The organism is Arthrobacter flavus, assembly GCF_039526005.1.
GTDB classification, from domain to species: Bacteria; Actinomycetota; Actinomycetes; order Actinomycetales; family Micrococcaceae; genus Arthrobacter_D; species Arthrobacter_D flavus.
This window is the reverse complement of record NZ_BAAAIJ010000051.1, coordinates 264,329-284,132: the sequence shown is the minus strand read 5'-3', so window position 1 is coordinate 284,132 and position 19,804 is coordinate 264,329. Positions and strand designations below refer to the sequence as shown.

Genomic DNA, 19,804 nt, shown 5'->3' with positions numbered 1-19,804 from the left:
AAGAACATCCATCTCAGCAGGGCCACGAGCCCCTATACGCTTACGACACGAACCCGGCTTTCACCACGAACCACGGAGAGCCCCTTTAAGTGAAGCAGCAAGACGCTCAGCTGGTGTGTCCCAGTAGAGGGATCTACGGGGTCGCTCGTTCAACTCCGTCGCGACTTCGAGAAGATGTGCGACGCCGTACCGGTGGTTTTCCTTTACGAAACAGCATGGTCCAGTGCGGCTACGACGGGGGACGCTTTCATCCGCCTGTCCATGAAGTATCCGACGACCTGGTTCGAGCGCAGGTCTTTCATCCCGCAAAGGTGGAGCATGCCCTCGTCCATGGGGTGTTGGTGATGCCGGCCAGCCATTCCTGGTTGGGCGCCACCAGAGTGACCCCCGGTCCACGAGGTCATCGTGGACCGGGGGTCACTCTTGATCCCGGAGCGGAGCCTGAGGTGGGCTAACCGAGAAGATGCCAGTTCATGAAAACAGCCGCCAGATCCTTCGCTCATTCACCAGCCGGTGAGCGCCATCGTCGATTCATCGGCAGTGAACGGGGCTCACCACGTTCATGCTTGATTAGTAGTCCGTTCCCGGCGTGAACATAACGGTTGATGGTATGGCAATACGTTGAGCATGGTTAGCGTGGTCGCCCCCTTGCAAAGCCGCGAATAAGTCCTCACGGCGTAGCCATATTCGGATCCCACCGATTAAGCGTTGACCAAATCAAAGGTGCTCTCGTGAGTCAGCGTTCCTGAGAAGGTACCGGTAAAGCTTAAAAACCAAGTCGGCTCCAGACTACGGTCGACTACTGATCGCCACCCAATCAATGGCTTCTCGCTACCTCGCAATATTCTTCTCCCGACTTCTGTAGCACTAGATTTCATTTTGGCGATTTCGCGGCCACCCAGATCGATGGCAAAAGAGTTGCTGCCGGACTCGACTACATTCAGATCTCCATTGACATTGAAATGGACAGAATAGTCGTGTAGCTCATCATCATCAGCAACGATAGTATCCTTAACACTCAGCCTTTTTCCTGGCTCGTACAGCAACTCACGGGTGTGACGCCACCCGGTTTGCGGAACTTCGGCCAAGATTCGAAAAACCCCGTTATCGGTTTCCGCGGAAATAAGTCCGGAACCATAGGGCGATCGACGGCGATCGTGATTCTTTCCGTCAATGGCCACGGTGTTGTGTGCCCAGACTGATTCGACAAATTGCCGTTTAGGATCGGCATAATAGTATCCTTGTGCTCTAAGCGGCGAGCTAGACGGCAATTGTGGCCCGTATCCGTACCGACCTCCGTCCACCAGAATTTCTAAGCCTTCGTCCCACCACACCAGCGAGAGGTCGTCACAGTGTTTATGCGCCCTCGAGTGAAATCCCGCTGCGAGGGCTAGATAGGAGCCCTCCGAAAGCTCAGAAGTCTTCAACGGTGCCGGTGTTCGACATATCGCGTACCCCGTCTCCTTCAATACGTACAGTTCCTCGCTGCTCGGCGAGCCCTCTAATCCGTCAGTGGTTATAAATCGCGTCGACATGTCAAGCGCCTTGGACTTTCGCGCCAACATGTTCCTGCCGGGCGAGTCCCCAAATTGCAGCATTCTGCCATTTGGCTGAACGAACCACCCTAAGGCTTCTGAAGCCTTCTTGATCCGATGCGCTACCTCTGAGTCTCTGATGACCCCTTGGTCGATCGCTTGCTGGAAAGAACCAAGCAGCATTCGATGATAGTCCGGCGAATGTTCAACGTGCCCTCCGTCGCCGTGAAACTGCTGCTCTGCCATTATCCTCATGCGGCCTTCAGCCTGGATCAAGAGTCTGTCCATATTTGGAACGCACATTGTGGATTGAGCAAGAACAGTTTGCCCTAAAGCTGCATAGAATCCGTGGTTGTTACGGGAAACGAAGGACTCCTCAGCTTCATGTGCGTCCTGGTGGGCTAGGACCAGCTCAAATATCCCCTTAAGCAGCTGGGACTCGACTTCTGCTTGCACAGCAAGATGCAGAAGACCTACTAGCCTCGGAGAACGAAGTGCAAGCGCCATATCGTACCAAGCCATCGAACTTGCAGCCACCGAGAATATCGCATCATTCTTCCAAGACGCTACTATCTCGAGCGCCCACCGCAAAAGAGATTGATCTCCTGTACTGATGTACTCACGAATCACAGGATCCAAAAATTCCCACGTGTGCAAGGTGAAAGCCCAGGTCCGGTTTTCTGTGGCTACATTCATCCAGTCAGTTGCTGGAGATAACTCTATGGGAGGGAACTCTTCAAATTTCCAGCCCACATCTCTTATTTCTCCCGATGACTGACCTTTCGAATAAAACCACTCGGCTACACCATGGGCCGGGTTTTCACGGAGCCACGAGGTCCAATCACTAATCTGGCTCTCTGTGACTCGGGTTACCGACGGATGCGTGGAGCGTTCTTTCTTCTTATTACCTTCAACAGCACCCAAAATGTCGGCATATAATCCAAGAGACCCTTCACCATTGATATCGTTGGTTGCAATAAACTTCCCCAGAGGACCGGCCAACGGGTTTAGGTCCTCGACCCACTTTAGTGAAGGTACTAAAACAAAGTCCGATAGCCCAATCGTCTCCGATTGGATTGAACGCTTCCATTCGATCAGGTCCGGCGGGTGTTGATAACACGCGGTCGATCGCATCGACTCACTGCGGCGTGGCCGAGGCTCTCTATCTGGCTCAGGCACAATCCATAATACTTTTGTTCCTGCGTGTGCAGCGGCTCGAATGACGGCGTTCGCCGAGTACAGGTCTGCGTCAACCTCCACGAGACATGGTCTAGTTTCCTGCAAGTATTCGAAAACCCTGTGAAATAGCTCCGAGTTCCCACCTCCAATCGCTTCAGGACCCTCTATTCCAGGCACCTTTTGGATAGGTGAAGAAGAATTATCATCCCCAATAGTGTCTTCGTTGCACACCGAAAATAGGTCGAGGTCGTACCCAAGCTCTTGGTACATCCTGGACTTATCTCGGATTTCCGCCAGGTCAGTATCCGAACGATGACGCTGCTGGACGTAAACTACCCGAGAACTCAATCTTGGCGCTCGGGTCGATGCTAGCCCTCTCGCCTGGTGGTCGCGAGATCCCCGAAGCACTTCAACATCTTTTCTAATTGCGGCCAGGGCTTGCAGGTCCGTTTGTTTTTCCGAAAGATCAGAAATTACATTGATGGCTGCTTCCGCCATCTTCAAATGTCCCGACTTTCTTAGTAGCCGGAACAAGATACGCCAAGATGTCAGACTGTAGGACCTCGGTTCACCAACATGTGCAAGAAAGGCTGGCATCAAACATGCATCGTCAACGCTATCTCGCAGTTCATCTTCAGAAAGAACTCCTTTCTGTTCTCGACCGAGGCGCTGCATTCGGTCGAAAAGCTGGGCGTGCTCTTCATCGAGAATTGCGCGTAAACTATGGATATTCAACTTGGACGCTCCCCTAAGCTACAGCACCAACGGCCCAGCACTAGATCTGGATCGGATGGTATTAGCAAATCACTGCTAGCCGGATTCAACTAAGAAACTACGGATCGTTCTCTCTTCAAATCATTATAAACTAATTGATAGGCCGGAACATTAGACGACCACGAGCGCTTTTCTTTCACCCAACGGGTACCACGCTCCCCCATCTGTCGTCTTTGGGCGGGGTCCTCGACTAGTTCGGTTAATACTTGCGCCAAACTGTCGGGATTGTCTGCGGCGAATATTCGAGCCGCCCCAGCAGAATCTTGGGCGATTTCCACTAGTGCGGCCACATCTGACATCACTACAGCCCTGCCCGTAGAAAATGCTTCAAACGGCTTTAGTGGAGTGACCAATTCGGTGACTCGAGTTCTCCTGCGCGGTACAACAAAGATGTCGATAGCATGGTAATAGCTAAGTACCTCTTCGTGTGGAATTCGTCCAGTGAAAACTACGTTCGGAATGCTGTTTTTCTCCGCGTGGGTACGGAGACGATTCAGATGAGGCCCATCTCCGACTATCAACAAATGAACGTTCTCCTGGGTATCGGACAATTTTTTATACCCATCAAGTAACGTTTCAATGCCCTCGTACTCGACTATAGATGATATGTAGCCTACAACGACTTGGTGATCGTCGATACCCAGGGTTTCGCGGGCTGAAGATGGTCCTGTCGGCGGGGGGAAGTCCTCCGGATCAACGGCATTCCTGGCCAGAGTTATGTGCTCACTCTTGACCGCTCCACCAGGGCTTTCTTCGAGAATGAATCTTTTCATGGTCTCGGCCAGGGTAATCACACGGTCAGCACGCTCGCGAACCCGCCGTTCACTCTGGCGACGCAGCTCGTAAAGTTCCGGTGCACCGTACATACGCATGTGAAGATCGATGTCGTCCCAGCTTTGTGCTTTCGCGATTCGGGATAGCCAGGTCTCCTCCCAGAAACCCCGAGCTTCGTAGACCACGGGCACACCGGTGGCGCTTGCTACATGCGTGGCCAAGGCACCGTTCGTGAAATCCGAATGGGCGTGGATCACGCTCGGGCGGACCTTGGTGACCAGTGTGTAGAGCTCCTCCGCATTGCGCCTCATCCAGTCTGAGCGGGCCGCTTTGTTCTTCGATGGACCGGCAAGCATCACTGTGCGGACATTGCCAAAGGTATGGTCTACCTCTTCGTCCAGACCATCTTCATGATTGCCACCCACTTGCACTGCAATGATGCACTTAGTCCCCCCTGCTGATAGAGCCTCCGTCGTGTATCGCGTCCGGACGGTATAGCCCGTTTGCTTCTCTGGGAGAGCTTTTCCTACGAAGTGTAGTACTGGTCCGGCTGGGTCGAAGGCCGAAGCGGGCGCAAGGTCCGGCAGCATCCCCCACGGATCGCGATGAAATTCATATTCAGCATTGAGCAGGTCACGAGCAGCGCTGTCTTTCACACTCTGGGTCCTGAAGACCACTTCGTCCAGCGCCCTGATCGCGTGGACAAGGTATCCCGTCCTTCGACCGTGCCAGAAAATACGTCGGAGTTGGGAAGTCGTCAGATCCGAATAGAGATCAAAATGCTGAATGATCTCCTTGGCCTCCAACATGTATTCGCCATCGATAAAAAGCTTTACTGCCTCTACGGCTTCTTTACGAGTGAACAGGACTGACAGCGGCGTGCCATCGTATAGGGCCCTTCGAAGCGGAAGAAGCCACACGTATGGGTCCCGTTCCTGCGCTTTCGACCGCGCAGCGGGCTCTACGACTACTCCGTGTTTATGGAGACCGGGCGCCGCCGTTATAGCCGATGCACGGTTGAATTCAACACCACGAACCGTCATGGTGCCTCGACCCGTAGTCCTCAGGGAAATCACTAGCGATGCAGTCCCAGGCACCGGAACATACAGCACACGCTCAAGGTTCTCAATGGGCAATCTGGATGTTCTCGTCCCAGAACTGTCGAATTCATGGATAACTAGCTGGACATGGACGCGATCTTCGGTCCGCGCGTTCAGAGCGACAGTATATGAAGTGTTTTGGGAAACGGGCACCCCTTGCCCATCAGAAAGCACTTCAAGATCAGACACTTCAGCATTCAGCACGGTGTGTAGCGTAAATTTCTCAACTTTTGTTAGAGAAAAGTTCCCTGAATCATTTAGATTGACGGAGACCGGTTGGTTCTCACAGATATTCCATCGGTTCCCCCACTCCGGGTCTGCTATAAATCCGGGAATAGGAAGATTTTCTAAAGTTTTCATGCTCGCGCGCTGCTCCTTGCTTCTTTCGAACGCATTTTCTCGAGACCACCAGTCAAGGGTGCGCTGGCGCGCAGGTGTATCCAGCATCGCCGACGACCATCTGCTCATTCTACGTGGTTGTAACCGCCTAGCAGTCCACGTTTTGAACGATGCGAGTCCTTGCCTTGCGATCCGCTCTGGGCTTCAAGAAAACTGAGGTTATTCGATTTCAAGACTCCAGCACACCCAGATCGATGCGCCCCGCCGTTTCGCCATTCCCATCTGAGTCAGGGAAGATGGGTCGAAAGTCCGCACTGCCTCTAGGAGCACCCCATGGTTGAGTACGCCACCCACGAGCCCGCTGTGGAGTTCATTCCTTCAGATGTGTCCTCTATCGACACACAGCCAGACTTCAGTCATCTGCGCTTCAGCCGTGGCTATGTCCTCCACGCGCCAGGCTTGAATCCTGACGTTCCCACGTTTTGGAAGACTCGGCCTTTTGCGGGCAGGACCTTCCGATGGGATCCACGAGTTGGGGTATCCGTTGTCTCGGACGGCGAGAATGAAATTCTTCTTTGCGGGCACAGTCTTGATCCAACTCTGGAAACAACTGATCTCGGGTTGATTTCTAAAAATCTGCATCTGGCCCTCCGTGAGTCACGTCGAAAGTACCTGAACGCGCTCGAAGAACTGTTTGGACAATATGTGGTGCTTGATTACCACCAGGGTATCCTTCGAGCGCAAACCGATGCCATCGCGTCCCGTGCCATCTTTCATGACACCGAAGCGGCGATCATCGCTTCGCACGTAAATCTGGTGGGTAAGACACTTGAACGGGAGCCGAGTATCTACGTGAAGTGGGTCGGCCGTCCCACTTCTTTGGATTTCCCTGGACGCACGACAGAATTTGATGGAGTCTGGCTGTTGACGCCAAACACAGAGCTTACTTTGGGCAGCGGCCTAGTTCGTCGTGTAGGCCCGCTCCCCTACGAGCCGCTTACTGTCGCCCAAGCAGCAGACCAGATGATGCCGATTCTCGAAAAGCAGGTGAAGGTGCTGAAAGAGAGCGGTCGTGAGATTCTGGTCTCGGCGAGTGCAGGCGTAGATTCGCGTACCTCCCTAGCCGCCTTTGCTCGCCCAAACGTGGATGACGCGGTCCGAACATTCACCTACACCAAAGCACCAAACTCGGGACGGCAAAGTGCCGAGCTCAATAGGGACAAACTCGCAGCTACAATGTCGGCCGATCTGCTGCTGAGCCACCAGATGTTCGACCTAAACACGGCTGAGCAACCTCCGGCCGACTACGTGACCATGCTTGGTGAGCTCAGTTCCCGACGCTCTAACACGGTTATTTCCTGGGTGTATCATTCACATCTACCCCACAACGCGTTGCATATTCGCGGCCAGATTAACGGAGTGGGTAAGTGGCATTTCGCCCAGCGGCTCCATTTCGCCGAAAGCATGGAGATCTCTCCACGACGCATGGCAAGTTTGACTAAGCGAGGTAAGGACGTCAAGCGCCCTCTGACCGATCCATGGTGGACGCTAGGCGAGCGTGGTTTTCGGGAGTACATCAAAACGACAAAGTTGAGGTCCGCACCAGCAGGGTACCGCATGACGGATTTGTTCCTCTGGGAACACCGCGTAGCGAACTGGAATCACGCTCATATCGTGGAATCAGATGTCACCTTCGACACATACCAATTGTTCGGTTCCCGCAAGATGATAAGGCTGATGCTATCGGTCCCAGAGATCGATCGTGCACAGCTGTCCTTGTTCCGGGAGATCATTGGAAGGATGGAACCGAGTTTGTTGGATTACCCCTTGAATGGACAACCCTGGGATCCTCCAACCTACGAGCTTCCTCTCAGCAGCTACCAGCAAGGAGCCGCGGTCACCGCAGCAGAACAGAGCAGTCTGCGTCAACGGCTCGCCGCCGCTAATGGAACGCTTAGATGGCGCAAGGAGGAGATCGCGCGCCTGCGTTCAGAATTGGCCTCAGCTAACGCTGAGAAGGAAGACCTGCGGTCCATTCTCGAAAACCTTCGGGGGTAAGCTTCGAATCTGTCTCATGAATCGAAGTAGAAGCCCTGCATGACTACACCGTTCCATCGCTCTTTGCTGCCCTCGTCCACGGCCAATCTCAAAGACTCGGAGCGAAGAAACTTCCGAGTGCCCTCCTCGGTGCCCGATAAAAGCAGCCGCCCTACGCCACCCACCTCTTCTACTCGGCCCGACACCCCAGCGCGGCGTGCCGCGAGGTGAACCAGGTTTTTATCTGGTGCTGAAAAGGAACTCGGGCCACGAAGCCCATAAGACAACCTCGTCGGGTAGGCATGGGACGGCATCGTGTTCGCAGTCACTTCGTTCGCCGAGGCACCCTGCAGTGGCGCGAGTAACTGTTCCAAGTTCAGCCCTAGCTTCCCGATTTGGGGAGCTTGACGCCTCATAGAGGATGGAAAAAACGCGTCAAGAATATGAAGCGGCACGTCTTGCCCGGTCCCTTCCCACGGGTACATATTGATCTCTATTTCGGGCCTTGAGTTCATCTCGATCACACGGAAGCTGTCCTCGACGGGAGTCCTGCTGGAATCAAAAAGGACATCCACACCCGCGATTGCCAATCCAGGCACTGCAGCCACAGCCCGGACGGCGGCGTCTTTGACCGCGTCCGGTAGCTCAACGGTCTTGTCGATACTGTCGCCACCCTGGCTGGCGTTTGCTTTGCCCCGAAGCATCACCTCGCAGCCCGTTGAAGGGACATCACTCAAGTTGTAGCCATGACGCTTCAAATACTGGTCAACCTCTCGGTCACGTTTGATCAGCTTCTTGCAAAGATAAGGATTTGCTAACCTGACCGAGTTCTTTTGGTCGATTAGCTCTTGGATGGTGCTGGTGCCGTCACCGACCACGTTTGCCGGACGGCGGAGGCATGCTGCCACGACACGATCTCCCACGACAAGCACCCGGTAGTCCTCTCCTGTGAAGTGACTTTCAAGAACCAGCTTTTCCCCATCCGCACATCGTGCCGCCAGATATTGGAAGGTCTCAACCAGTTCCACAGGCGTGCTCAGATTAGTAAAGACATCCCGTCCCATACTCCCGCGGAGTGGCTTCAGCACTAAAGGATACCCCGTGTCCTCTGCGAAGATCAGGAGTTCTTTTTCGGCGTCAGCAGCAAATGGGTCCAGCACCCGGCTCGTGGGAACCGGGACTCCTGCCTCATGGAGACGGGAGTTCGTTAGGTGTTTGTTTTGCTCCACGGCAATAGCTGCGCGCGTCGTCAACGATGGCCGTGTCTTGTCAAACCGAATTCGGGTGCTTCCGTCAGACAGCTCATATCTCCTCAGCTGGCTGTCGAAGAATCGAACTTGGAGGCCCCTACGCCATGCTTCTAAAGCAATTGTGTAGCCTCCAAGCCTTGTACCGAAAGCCTCACGAACGACGTCAGCTTCAAACTGGGATGGCCAGGATGACGCCAATTGATGTCCCCCAGTAGCATCGAGTGGTTCGATCACATCGCTCCCCATGAAAGCACCGGAGTGCATCCGACCCGCCTGACCAGCTTCGCCATTCTAGAGGACTGAATCATTGCGTGCGCTGACTCCGAGCCCGGCCAAGCGTCTCAAGTACGCCTCCGGAGTACATTCCTGCTGGATAAACGCCACTGCGCGTTGCTGCTGCAACCCATAGTTGTCCGAGTCCCATAGTTCGTTGATGACGTCCTTCACCTGGTCCGGCTCCGCATAGACCGCTGCATCCTTAAACACTGGCGCAAAGTGACGGGGCAGAACACAAACTACGCCGTAGCTCATGGCTTCGAGGATGGCCATGCCGAACGCTTCAAGCCAGCCGTCACTGTGGAAGTAGACGAAGAAGTCGAGTTTCTCCGAAAGGTATTCCTCGACGCTGATCTCGTTGAACGCGTAAATTTCCCAGGACGGCGGGTTCCGAGAGAGAAAACCCTTCTGAACGGGCACCTTGGTACCGCCAAGAATGCAGACGTTTGCAGAACCGTCAGCTGGATAAACCTGATTGAAGACTTTTCGATCTGAAGGCCATTTGGCCGCGTCATCTCGGGCGTGCCTGCCAATGACCGGCCGACCAGTCCTGTACCGATTCTTGAAGGCTTGTTCCTTGAGCTCAATGATTCCCTTCCAGGAAAAGCTCGTTAGATCCGACGCCGGCATTAAGGGCGCGATCATCGCCCCAATCTGCTCACTTTGCGGGGCCCATTGCGGTCTGACGCCAAACAACCCCTCGACATTGCGAGTAACCACGCCGATGTCATAGCTGCGCCGTTCGCCGCTAGGTTCGAACGGCGGATGGTTGGAGACAATTACCGCCCGTTTAGGCCTCAACCCGGCGTCTCCATCCTGCACGACTTGTACCGCGGTAGGCCACCGCACGACTAGGAGATCGGTTTCAGCGGGGGTTTCCAAGGACAACCGGTCCACCTGACCAGTGAGGATTAGGTCGTCAATCTTACGGCTAAACTGACGCCTCGAAGCCGAAGGGATCAGACCGTTCTGGAGCGGAATGACACCTACCTTAAGGCCGGCGTTCAGGCAGACGGAGATCTCGTTGAAGAGCGAGGTCGAGTTGCCAGCGAGGAAACCGAACTCTGATGCGAAGACGACATCGTACTTCGTCGGCCCAGTTAGTCGGGCTCCCGGGAGATAAGAGGCTGGAGCTACGAAACGGCGATCGGCAGCGGACTTAGGCATGTAGGGCGATTCGCCCGATTCGCGGATCTCCCGGTGCCAACTCTTATAACCACGTAAGTACGCTCGGCGCTCGGGCGCGAGGTAGCCTACCCCCATGTCATCGCGGGTAAGGTTGGCACCATCCATAAGAGCGAAGGCTAAAGGGGCCCTGGTGATCGGCTCAACTGTGATGCCGTAGTAGTTCTCGATACGGCTCTTGAACTCCGAGTCGCCCGATTTGCGGACGGTGTCCCAGTATCCGAGGTCCTTCAGGACAGGATCACGTCGAAACATCAAAGACGCCATCGAGGGATAGAACACCCGTCCAGTAGCGGACCGCAGCATCAAAGTGAGTTGCTCGTCCACACGCACCCAGTTGGTCATATTCGCCACTCGCTCAGGAGCCTTCATGAAGTCACGAACCTGCAACTCAATCTGCTGGGGGTGGTGCCAATCGTCTTTATCCGCCACCGTTACCAAATCCCCGGTCGCCAGATCAAGTGCTTCATTCCGGACGGAATATGACCCACGGTTCACCTCACTAAGCACCAAACGAATGCGCGAGTCCTGGTCCGCAAGGTCCTGAAGCTGCTGTCGGTACCGAGTGGGAGAACCGTCAGCGTTCTGCTCGGGTGAACAATCGTCAATCATGATGATCTCAAGCTTGCGCCAGGTCTGCCTCAGCAGAGAATCCACCGCAACGTTAGTGGCCGCGCTTGGCTCATAGATTGGCATGATCACCGTTACCAGTGGCTCGTCCGGGCCGATCTCGGCTGGGGGTAAATCTGTGGTGAGATCGTAAAAACTTATCTGATCCTCCTGCATCGAGATCGGGGCGATGCTGTCCTCTTCTAGCATTTGATTGAACCCGGCAAGCCAGGCAGTTGAGTAGCTTGAAATTCCTGTTGCATGAGGGTTTATCGCGTTTAGCGCCAACAAGTTTTGGGAGAAGTCATGATCGATGTCGCTATCTTCCGCTGCGAGCACGCGGGCGGATTCTTCGAGCTCGCCTCGCCACCGAAGGAGCTCCCCATAGAAGGCACGATCAGAGCCGCTGATACTCTCCAAGCCCCGCCATTCCTCAAGCATTAGATACAGTGTCAGAGCATCGAGCTGATCGGTCTCATCACGCGGCGCGGCGAAGAGAAACCGTGCCATGGCGAGCACGCCGGATTTCCAATGATTCTCCCTTAGCAGCTCAACGGCTGACTTGCGAAAGAGTTGCGCCCGGTAGGACTCGAGAATTCCATGAAGCTGACCAAATTCATACTGACCCTTGGAAGCGGCATATGCCAGGATGTCACGCGCTCCGCCATTGCGATTTCGGATTGCATTAATCGTGAACCATTGGAGCCGACCTGGATTGGTACGCAACTCCTCGACCCAATACCAGACCGCCCCTCGAACCGGCGCGAGCGATTCGCCGCCGCTGTGCCTCTGCGAGAAGATCGACGCTTCTAACTCTTCGAGGCTTATTTTTGCCTTGGAGTGCTTGTAAGTTCCCAAGAACGATTCGACGAAGTCTTTTCGTCCCGCTCGCCGAGCATTTTTTACGAGTTCGAGCGCATACGAAGAGGAGGAAGACTGAAGCGCCTGCGCAAGCAAGAATTGGTTGGAGGCGTGAAATTCTCGGTCCTCCCACAACACCTTTTCCCCGCGGCTATGAACGGCCAGCAACTGCAGATGAGTAGTGCGTCGCGTCAGAACCGAGTAAGGAAGTGCAACCCCGTATCCCGCGCGCGAGATCCCGTGCTGCAGTTTTGTGTGCTTATTCTTCAGGGATGCTGAACTGCGGTGAGTCTGCGTATCCCCTTCCTCCGTGGTTTCTCGAAGGACCAATTCCACGGGGTAGTCAAGCCCCGCTGTATGAAACGCCCACCCAGTCAAAACCCCACCATCAAGCACTGTTTTGGAGCACAGGAACTTTCCTTCGGCATTTAGGACGATAGCCTCCGGGAGAGCTTCGGGCCGGCGTCCCGTGCTATCTCCCAATCGGAGATCATAGGTGCTGGCAATGTCGGACCCCGGGGTGAACAGCTGGATCGGCTCGTTGAACCTGCCCTCGAGTGGTATCTCGCCCGCATAACGCCGAGTCCCCTCGGCCGCTGAGTTCCCCTCAACAGGCTCGACTAACGCCGTCAAGGTTACCTCAGCCTCGCCCAACCGGATGACCAGCCGTCGATGCGAGGTGTCCCCCGCCAGAGTGATCGACGCATAACACTCTGTGAACTCCAGGTGGGACACGCTAATACCGGGGCGAACTCGGACAGCACCAGCCCAAGTGGACGAATCATCAGGTGCGTGTGGTTGCAACCGCTCCGCTTCGCGCGCTGCATCCTCGCTATACTCGGCCGATAGCTCAAGCAACTGGTCCAACACAGAAACCGATGCGTGCGGCTCACCACCGATAAAGACCTGCACTTGATGCTCCCGGCCATCGAAGAAATCCGAAGCAATCTGGGTGCCGAACATGTAACCGAACGGCGCATTCAATTTCACTGCATCGCGCTTCCACGGCAGCACATGGCGGTCAGCCCTCGAATGCGCTATCGCTTTACCGTCCACGGTAATCCGAGCATATGCTGGCTGATTCTCTGCGCTAGCCCACCCTGCGATCTGGCCAAGCGGCGTGAGAATGAAGTCCGCGCTAAGGCCTTTCTCACCCTCGATCCGCGAATCAGTCGTGCTCATCCGCTTCCGAAGAAGAACATCCCCTGTCCTTCGATGGACAAGTGCGACGTCGTGCTCCTCCCCAGTCCAGAACAGCGGGGGCAGACTGCCCAGGAAGCCTACGTTACGAGTGCTGAAGTCCTCAGCAGATAGTTCGTCACGAAAGATGTTGCAGGTGAGAGTGGAGACCGTCTCCCCGTTAATAACGAGGTCCAGGACCGTACTGCCCTTGTCGGTTCCCGGCTCGTACACCCAACCGCTGATCCGGTGGGCCTGATAGTTGACAATCTTGAACTTCATAAACCTGCAATCTCGTGAGATGCCATTCGGCGAGGAATCGACCCATACTGCGATAGCCAGGGTGACCGAGAGCCCGATCAAGCATTGAGTCGGGCGCTAACGGCTTTCACACCCGACAGTACCTTGCCCACACTCCTAGCGTGGGCAAGGTACAAATTTTTCTGAAGTTGCCTTTAGCTCTTGCGGCCGAGTGTTCTTACGACCCAGCCGGAGTCTTCCCAGGTATCAGTGTTAAGAACGTTCCGACCGTCAACAATTCTTCTATGAGAAACCAACGAACCGACAATCTCGGGGTCCATCTCAACAAACTCGTCCCACTCGGTCAACAGCAATACCACGTCGGCTCCAGCAACCGCATCTTTGTAAGATGCGCAGTAGTTTAGGCGGGGAAACCGCTTTGAAGAGTTCTCGTTCGCCTGAGGATCATAAACGTTGACGTCTGCTCCACTGTTATACAACCTCCCGGCAACATCCAGGGCTGGGGAATCGCGTACATCGTCACTATTCGGTTTGAACGCCGTCCCAAGGACTGCCACGGAGGCACCCTCTAACCCGTCCAATAACTCACTGACAATGTGGACCACACGATCTCGACGCCGAAGGTTAATCTCATCCACTTCGTTCAGGAATCTCATCGTGCTATCCAACCCCAGCTCTGAAACACGCGCCTGAAGGGCACGAATATCCTTCGGCAGACAGCCGCCTCCGAACCCAACACCCGCGTTCAGGAACCGACGACCAATTCGTTTGTCGTAGCCGATCGCGTCTGCCAAGACTCTTATGTCGCCACCGACTGTCTCAGTTACCTCTGAGAAAGCATTAATGAACGATATCTTTGTAGCGAGGAAGGCATTCGCAGCCACCTTGACCAGCTCTGCTGTTTCGAAGTCAGTTGATATGAACGGCGTTTCGCGGCCCAGAGCATAAGCATAGACAGCGCGAAGCTTTTCGACGGCTGAATCCGAATCAGTACCAACTACCAGACGGTCCGGCCGAAGAGTATCTTCTACGGCGAATCCTTCGCGCAGGAACTCTGGGTTCCATGCGAAATCAATCTTCACACCGTTTCTGGCTTCCGATTGAGCAAGATCCTTCAGACGACGAGCGGAGCCGACAGGCACTGTCGACTTGCCTACTATTAGGGTGTCGCGTGTAGCGGCCCGAGCGATAGCAGAGACCGAAGCATCCACATAGGTCATGTCCGCCCCGTGCTCACCCGCACGCTGTGGCGTACCAACCGCGATGAAGTGAACATCAGCAAACTCGCCCGCCTCTGCGAAAGACGTCGTAAACCGTAGTCGCCCACTCGCAACGTGCTTCCGAAGAAGTTCGGGGAGGCCTGGCTCGTGGAATGGCAATTCACCCCGGCTCAGGCTGTCGATTTTCTCTTGATCAATATCCACTCCCAGTACCTCGAAGCCGAGTTCTGCCATTGACGCCGCGTGGGTGGCACCAAGGTACCCAGTGCCGATCACCGAAAATTTCATATCACTCATTTCTAATATTCTAAGATTTTAAGACTATTCACAGTAGACTATTTGCCATAGAGAAAGGACAGTTTTGGAGCTCTTCGTCTCACAACCTCATCGAAGGCAAGCCTGCTGCTTCTAAGTTCAGCGCCCAAAGACATAAACGCGGCATAGAGATTCCTAGAATTGTACCCGACCATCGAGGGCACAGCCAGATCCGCCTCAGACATTGACAAGCTACCCCAGGTGCCCATTCGATGCTCCCAGTAAAAAATGTCATTAGGATCGAGCCCATGAATTGCTTCACTGGAAAAGCTTGTCGTCTGAATCATTTCTTCAAAAAAAGACCTCGTCACAGAGGATCCGGCGTTTATATCATACGTATCAGACAGCTGTACTGGATTAATTCGACGAATCTGTTTGGTCATTTGCTGATAAAACCCCCTGAGAATCTCACCTCCAAAGCCACGAATAAAAACCGAGTTCATAGGATCGAGATTGTGTGACCATAACTTCTCGACCCAAGCAGAACCTGCGCCCCGGTAATATCCCGTCGAACGCCTGAAAGCATATCCCATATCAGTGTCAGAATCGTTCAGCGATTGGCGGTTCGAGAGGGGCCATACCTTGACCTTCAGATCATAGGCATTCGCTAACTCAGCCGCTTTGCGAGAATCGTCCGAAGATACCTGCCTACCATCCTGACTACGAATGTATGTGAATATGAACGGATTATCTTGGCATACAGCAGCAAATATTCCTCGGCTATCTGAGCCACCAGTGAGCCCTACGACAGGCCTTCGCCCAGAGTGCCGGAGATAACTGGCTAGACCAGCGAGGTGGGCATCCAGCATGTCTGTCGCTGAATCAGCACTGGATCGGGCTAGAGAATTTGGGCGAGGCCAAAAACGTTGGACTTCCTGTGACGGATAACTGATTGAGGTGTTGGGTGTTAGCTGTCGAACATCGTCATAGGATGTCGCCACTCCTGGCAAGTATTTGACATCTTTCTGGACATAATTCTTAGATGTCAGAAAGGGAATAATGAAGTCTGCAAATCCCACACCGGCGATTTTTGCTACGAGTTCCGCGTGCGACGCAACGACAGAAACCCCTCTTTGGGTGTAAAAGACCGATCTGGATCCCATGGCGTCTTGAAATATCTCGAAGACACCATTCATTTCGATAATTAGCACGAATCGCCCCGCTAGGCAGTCCAACTTCGATAAGAATTCTCTACGCTGGGGGTAGGACTTTACTAAGCTGTCAAGGATCGGTGCTTCCTCAAACATCCCTGACTCTGGATCAAAACACATACCCAGGAGGAACGCCCGCACACCTCCAGATTGCGCCTCGTTCATCGGAGTCTCGGGATGGACCGCCAAAATCGAAGATCCGAAGTTCACGCGACGCCATGCACTTGGACATACCTCTGGAGATTTCGATTGACTAAGTACAAAGCCGTTGCGATAGAGCAACCCACCAACGTCGGCCGGATGTTCTCCTGTAGAGCTATACATTGCGAACACCCCTTGTTGATATCTCGATGACCGTGATTGCGTACGGATCATCAGACTGACGAACGTTCAGGCCAAAAGGCCGCATGCCACGACGACATCTCATTCAATAACCAACTTCCCCCCGAAAAACTCTTCATGAGCTTCGGATATATGCCTTCGGAAATACGACCTAGGGGGCGGAGCATGACCTTTTTCATATCGTGCAACGACAAACCGCCCTCTACCGGAAGGGGTCGGACCCGCACCTTCGGGCGAGACGCCCTGGGCCAACGCGAAGGGCACATAGTGACCTTCGTAATGAAATGGATCCCCGATGTTCTGAACGAAACGGAAGTAGTTTAAATTTTCCGTACCGTCGTACAGCCTGCGAAGATTGATTCGCATCCCAAAATCTCTTTCAATACGATCGAACGACCCAAAGTTCGGGAAAACAACATCAGAGAACTTTCGAACATGGCCAGGATGGTATGCGGCGATCGTGGTTTGAGGTGAGAAAGCAACTGCGCAGGAATCAGCAATTTTACGGGACATGGATAAGGCCGCGAATCCCCCGGCACTGCTGCCGACAAAGAGCACCCGTTGGTATGATCCTATTACTTTAATGTGCCGCACAAGCGCGCTATACCGTTCGACCAAATCATCTTTTTGTTGACCGAAATACCAGCCAATTTCTAGATTTGCGCTCTGTGAGACCGTTGAGTCACTGAGGTACAACTTAGATGCCCGAACGTTTTGCAGGGTGCTGCGCCATTCAAACCGGGGGAGAACGAACTTGTTTCGTCCCAGTGCACCGTGAAGCACTACCACCAAGGTGCTGGAGCTCTCCGGCTCATAAAGGAAATCTAAGTCCAGTCCGGCATCGATAGAGCTAGGCGATATATATCGGGTCTTATGATTACCTGGATGGACGATTTCGGATATACCGGCAACTCTGAATATTGGCACTTCATGCCGGCTGTCCCAGTTTGTAGACGAAGGTTCCGTATTTTCAGGATGATCGACCATATCAACTCCCTACATTCACAAAGTGGCCACGATTATGTTCGAGTATCCGAAACACATGTGACATGAGTGGTTCACTCGGGCCCTCCTCGGGCGCACCTGCCTCCGCAGCTGTCTCGGAATCTAAGACCCTACCCTCGGGCAGAGGAATTATGTCGCTATCTGCCACCAGCCTAGACAAAATTTTGTTCGCGGAACTCGAAGTTGGCACCCATACTGGACGGACGCCAAATTCCCTGAATAGATTCTGCGACACGGTTGACACCTCAAATGTATGTCGCTTCTTCAACGAATCATACGGTGGCGTTTCCGTAGTGACGTAGACCGACCGGGGGACTACTGCCCCTGATGCAAACAGTTCAAATTGGAAAGCACTCGGATCTTTCACTATTATCGTTCTAACTTCGGCTTCATCGGTCTGTTGCACCCGGGTCAGCCGACCACTAGAGAATAGTTCTTGGAGCCGGTCGTTCACCCTGGTGGCTGACGAGCGCCCTGTCGCGATAGACGGATGATCCATAAGCCCCACCTCATGTCCTGCCTCCAAAAGGACTTCGAGGCACTCCATCAACTCTTGGGCGTCTTCGGCACTCTCGGCAAAATCAGCCACAAAGAGGACATCCAAGTGCGGATGCTTAGGTTGATTTGGTAGGAATCTCACCGGTGCAGGGAAGGGACGCCTGTCCAAGGGAAATGGCAGATAGCCACTTTCATGACCATCTCGTACCTTCCGGTGCCAGTGCTCATATGCGGATCGATACGAGATTCTGTCTGGCGCCCTGAACCCGAGCCTGAAGTCATCGACTGAGAGATTCGCTGTACCGACCAAGGAAATCGTCAGCGGGGCTTCGGACACCTCAATTGGCTCGGCTCCATTGATCAGCTGTTGGTAACGAAGGATGAACTCAGTGTCGGCTGCCTTTCGCACGGTATCCCAGTAGCCCAGCTTTTCTCTAACCAGTTGGATTGGAAATAGAGCCGAGACATGAGCGGGCGTAATGTAGGCACCTTTCCATCCTCGATATTGGAAGAAGAGCGCTTCATCGACCCGAGCCCACCGGGCGCTAACAAGCCTGGTATCAGAGTTCATCTCAGCCTTCTCAACAAGAAGCTGGATTTTTTGGGGGTGCTGCCAATCATCTCCATCAAATACAGTTAGGTATTTCCCGGTTGCACGCTCATAGCCAATATTCCTCGAAGTGTATGCACCTGAGTTCGTCTCATTTTTCACAATGGTTACGCGGCTATCGAGGACAGCCCACTGATCTAATGCGTCCGAGTACTCGCCGCCCGAGCCATCGTCGACGACAATAATCTCTAAATTGCGATACGACTGGTCAAGTGCAGACCTAATAGCCAGGTGGGTGGCCGCATCCGGCCGAAAGACCGGCATAACGACTGAGACGAGGGGTCCTTCGGTAATCGGTTTTACATCCCCCGCTTCCAATCTCAGAAAAGCGGACTGAGACCCGGGAGCCAACTGAATTTGGGTAAGGCCTGCCGAGTCGTATACCCGGTTTATGGCGGCAATCCAATCACGTTCGAGTTCACCCGACTCTCGGCCGGGATGCTCGACGTTAGCCATGTACAGCATCCGGTCAGATCCGCTGACACCCTCACCATCTAGAAGGTGAAGAAGGTCCCGAGCCCTGGCCGATTGCCCAGTTCGGGACAATGCGTCCAAAAAAAACTCGCTACGCTGCCTGCTTTGGAACTGGCGAGGGCCATCAAATTGATAGACCAACCAGTAAAGCGTGGCTACATCCTCAAGATCTTGAGGTAGACAGTTTTGACGGAAACACAGATCCCCAAGTTGAAGGAGGCGCATACTCGAAGACCCTCGAAATACCTTGAGGACATTCCGTTTGGGTGTCCCGCCCATTCGGTAAGCTTCCAGAGCACGCCGCACATCGCTCCACGTCCATTGGCCGTTGGTAGCCATTTTCGCTAATAGATCCCGACCTGCAACCGAACGCATGACAGTAAGCTGATGCACCAATTTAGCAGAACTTAGACCGGCCGAATTCGACCAATACTCAAGGGCCCCAATCTCGGCAGAGTAGCTTCTATCTGCATACTCAGCCGCCTTTTCACTCAGCACTCGGGCGTGGACAGCCTCAGTGAGGGTTCTTTGTGCAGCGCGATGGGTCTGACGAGTTGTACTAATTAACCGCCTGTAGCCAACAGCTGCTGCAGCAGCGAAAATCAGGACCAAGAGGCCCGAGGCCAAGGTGAAAAGAATCGGTGAGCCAATTAGAGCGCCCATGATCGCCGAAATTCCCGCAAGCACCGCAACAATGGCGCTCCCGAAATAGACCGAGCGCCGCGTCCCTTTGCCGACGGAAACCCGATATGCAGCGGTCATGCGAACTCTCCTAATACTCTGACATAGTCAGAATGGGAACAAATTGTATGGTGGAAAAGACTGAGGTG

Annotated in this window: 9 protein-coding genes; 1 reads left to right on the top strand and 8 read right to left on the bottom strand. The window is 54.0% G+C overall.

Annotation, left to right across the window (positions count from 1 at the left end):
- Positions 1-701 precede the first annotated feature (701 nt).
- Together ABD059_RS14010 and ABD059_RS14005 are read right to left on the bottom strand one after the other, a co-directional pair.
- Positions 702-3,449 (bottom strand): heparinase II/III domain-containing protein, encoded by a 2,748-nt coding sequence (locus tag ABD059_RS14010; protein ID WP_343881069.1) that lies wholly within the window; start codon positions 3,447-3,449, stop codon positions 702-704.
- 89 nt (positions 3,450-3,538) lie between these two features.
- Entirely contained in the window at positions 3,539-5,830 is a 2,292-nt protein-coding gene (locus ABD059_RS14005) for a glycosyltransferase (protein WP_343881067.1), read from the bottom strand.
- A 204-nt stretch (positions 5,831-6,034) separates the two neighbouring features.
- Here ABD059_RS14005 and ABD059_RS14000 point away from each other — a divergent pair, with 204 nt between their 5' ends.
- Complete coding sequence (locus ABD059_RS14000) at positions 6,035-7,759, top strand: hypothetical protein (RefSeq protein WP_343881065.1); 1,725 nt, start codon at positions 6,035-6,037, stop codon at positions 7,757-7,759.
- A gap of 14 nt (positions 7,760-7,773) precedes the next feature.
- Here ABD059_RS14000 and ABD059_RS13995 read toward each other — a convergent pair whose 3' ends face one another.
- The 6 genes from ABD059_RS13995 to ABD059_RS13970 all read right to left on the bottom strand — a co-directional run bounded on the left by ABD059_RS13995 (position 7,774) and on the right by ABD059_RS13970 (position 19,736).
- Complete coding sequence (locus ABD059_RS13995; protein ID WP_343881063.1) at positions 7,774-9,222, bottom strand: hypothetical protein; 1,449 nt, start codon at positions 9,220-9,222, stop codon at positions 7,774-7,776.
- A gap of 57 nt (positions 9,223-9,279) precedes the next feature.
- Positions 9,280-13,380 carry a glycosyltransferase gene (locus ABD059_RS13990; protein ID WP_343881061.1) on the bottom strand — a complete coding sequence of 1,367 codons (4,101 nt, stop codon included), beginning with the start codon at positions 13,378-13,380 and terminating at the stop codon, positions 9,280-9,282.
- A 173-nt stretch (positions 13,381-13,553) separates the two neighbouring features.
- The gene (locus tag ABD059_RS13985) at positions 13,554-14,867 is read right to left on the bottom strand and encodes a UDP-glucose dehydrogenase family protein (protein ID WP_343881097.1); all 1,314 of its coding nucleotides are present in this window, start codon (positions 14,865-14,867) and stop codon (positions 13,554-13,556) included.
- Between the two features lie 47 nt (positions 14,868-14,914).
- Positions 14,915-16,369, bottom strand: coding sequence for a hypothetical protein (locus ABD059_RS13980; RefSeq protein WP_343881059.1), 1,455 nt, complete (start codon positions 16,367-16,369; stop codon positions 14,915-14,917).
- 99 nt (positions 16,370-16,468) lie between these two features.
- Positions 16,469-17,374, bottom strand: coding sequence for a hypothetical protein (locus tag ABD059_RS13975; RefSeq protein WP_343881057.1), 906 nt, complete (start codon positions 17,372-17,374; stop codon positions 16,469-16,471).
- Between the two features lies 1 nt (position 17,375).
- Positions 17,376-19,736 carry a glycosyltransferase family 2 protein gene (locus tag ABD059_RS13970; RefSeq protein WP_343881055.1) on the bottom strand — a complete coding sequence of 787 codons (2,361 nt, stop codon included), beginning with the start codon at positions 19,734-19,736 and terminating at the stop codon, positions 17,376-17,378.
- Positions 19,737-19,804: the final 68 nt, after the last annotated feature.

What these genes read in the sequence shown, in the direction of transcription:
- ABD059_RS14005 (WP_343881067.1), bottom strand. Translation starts at nt 5,830, where the DNA reads ATGAGCAGATGGTCGTCGGCGATGCTGGATACACCTGCGCGCCAGCGC.
- ABD059_RS14000 (WP_343881065.1), top strand. Translation starts at nt 6,035, where the DNA reads ATGGTTGAGTACGCCACCCACGAGCCCGCTGTGGAGTTCATTCCTTCA.
- ABD059_RS13990 (WP_343881061.1), bottom strand. Translation starts at nt 13,380, where the DNA reads ATGAAGTTCAAGATTGTCAACTATCAGGCCCACCGGATCAGCGGTTGG.
- ABD059_RS13985 (WP_343881097.1), bottom strand. Translation starts at nt 14,867, where the DNA reads ATGAAATTTTCGGTGATCGGCACTGGGTACCTTGGTGCCACCCACGCG.
- ABD059_RS13980 (WP_343881059.1), bottom strand. Translation starts at nt 16,369, where the DNA reads ATGTATAGCTCTACAGGAGAACATCCGGCCGACGTTGGTGGGTTGCTC.
- ABD059_RS13975 (WP_343881057.1), bottom strand. Translation starts at nt 17,374, where the DNA reads ATGGTCGATCATCCTGAAAATACGGAACCTTCGTCTACAAACTGGGAC.
- ABD059_RS13970 (WP_343881055.1), bottom strand. Translation starts at nt 19,736, where the DNA reads ATGACCGCTGCATATCGGGTTTCCGTCGGCAAAGGGACGCGGCGCTCG.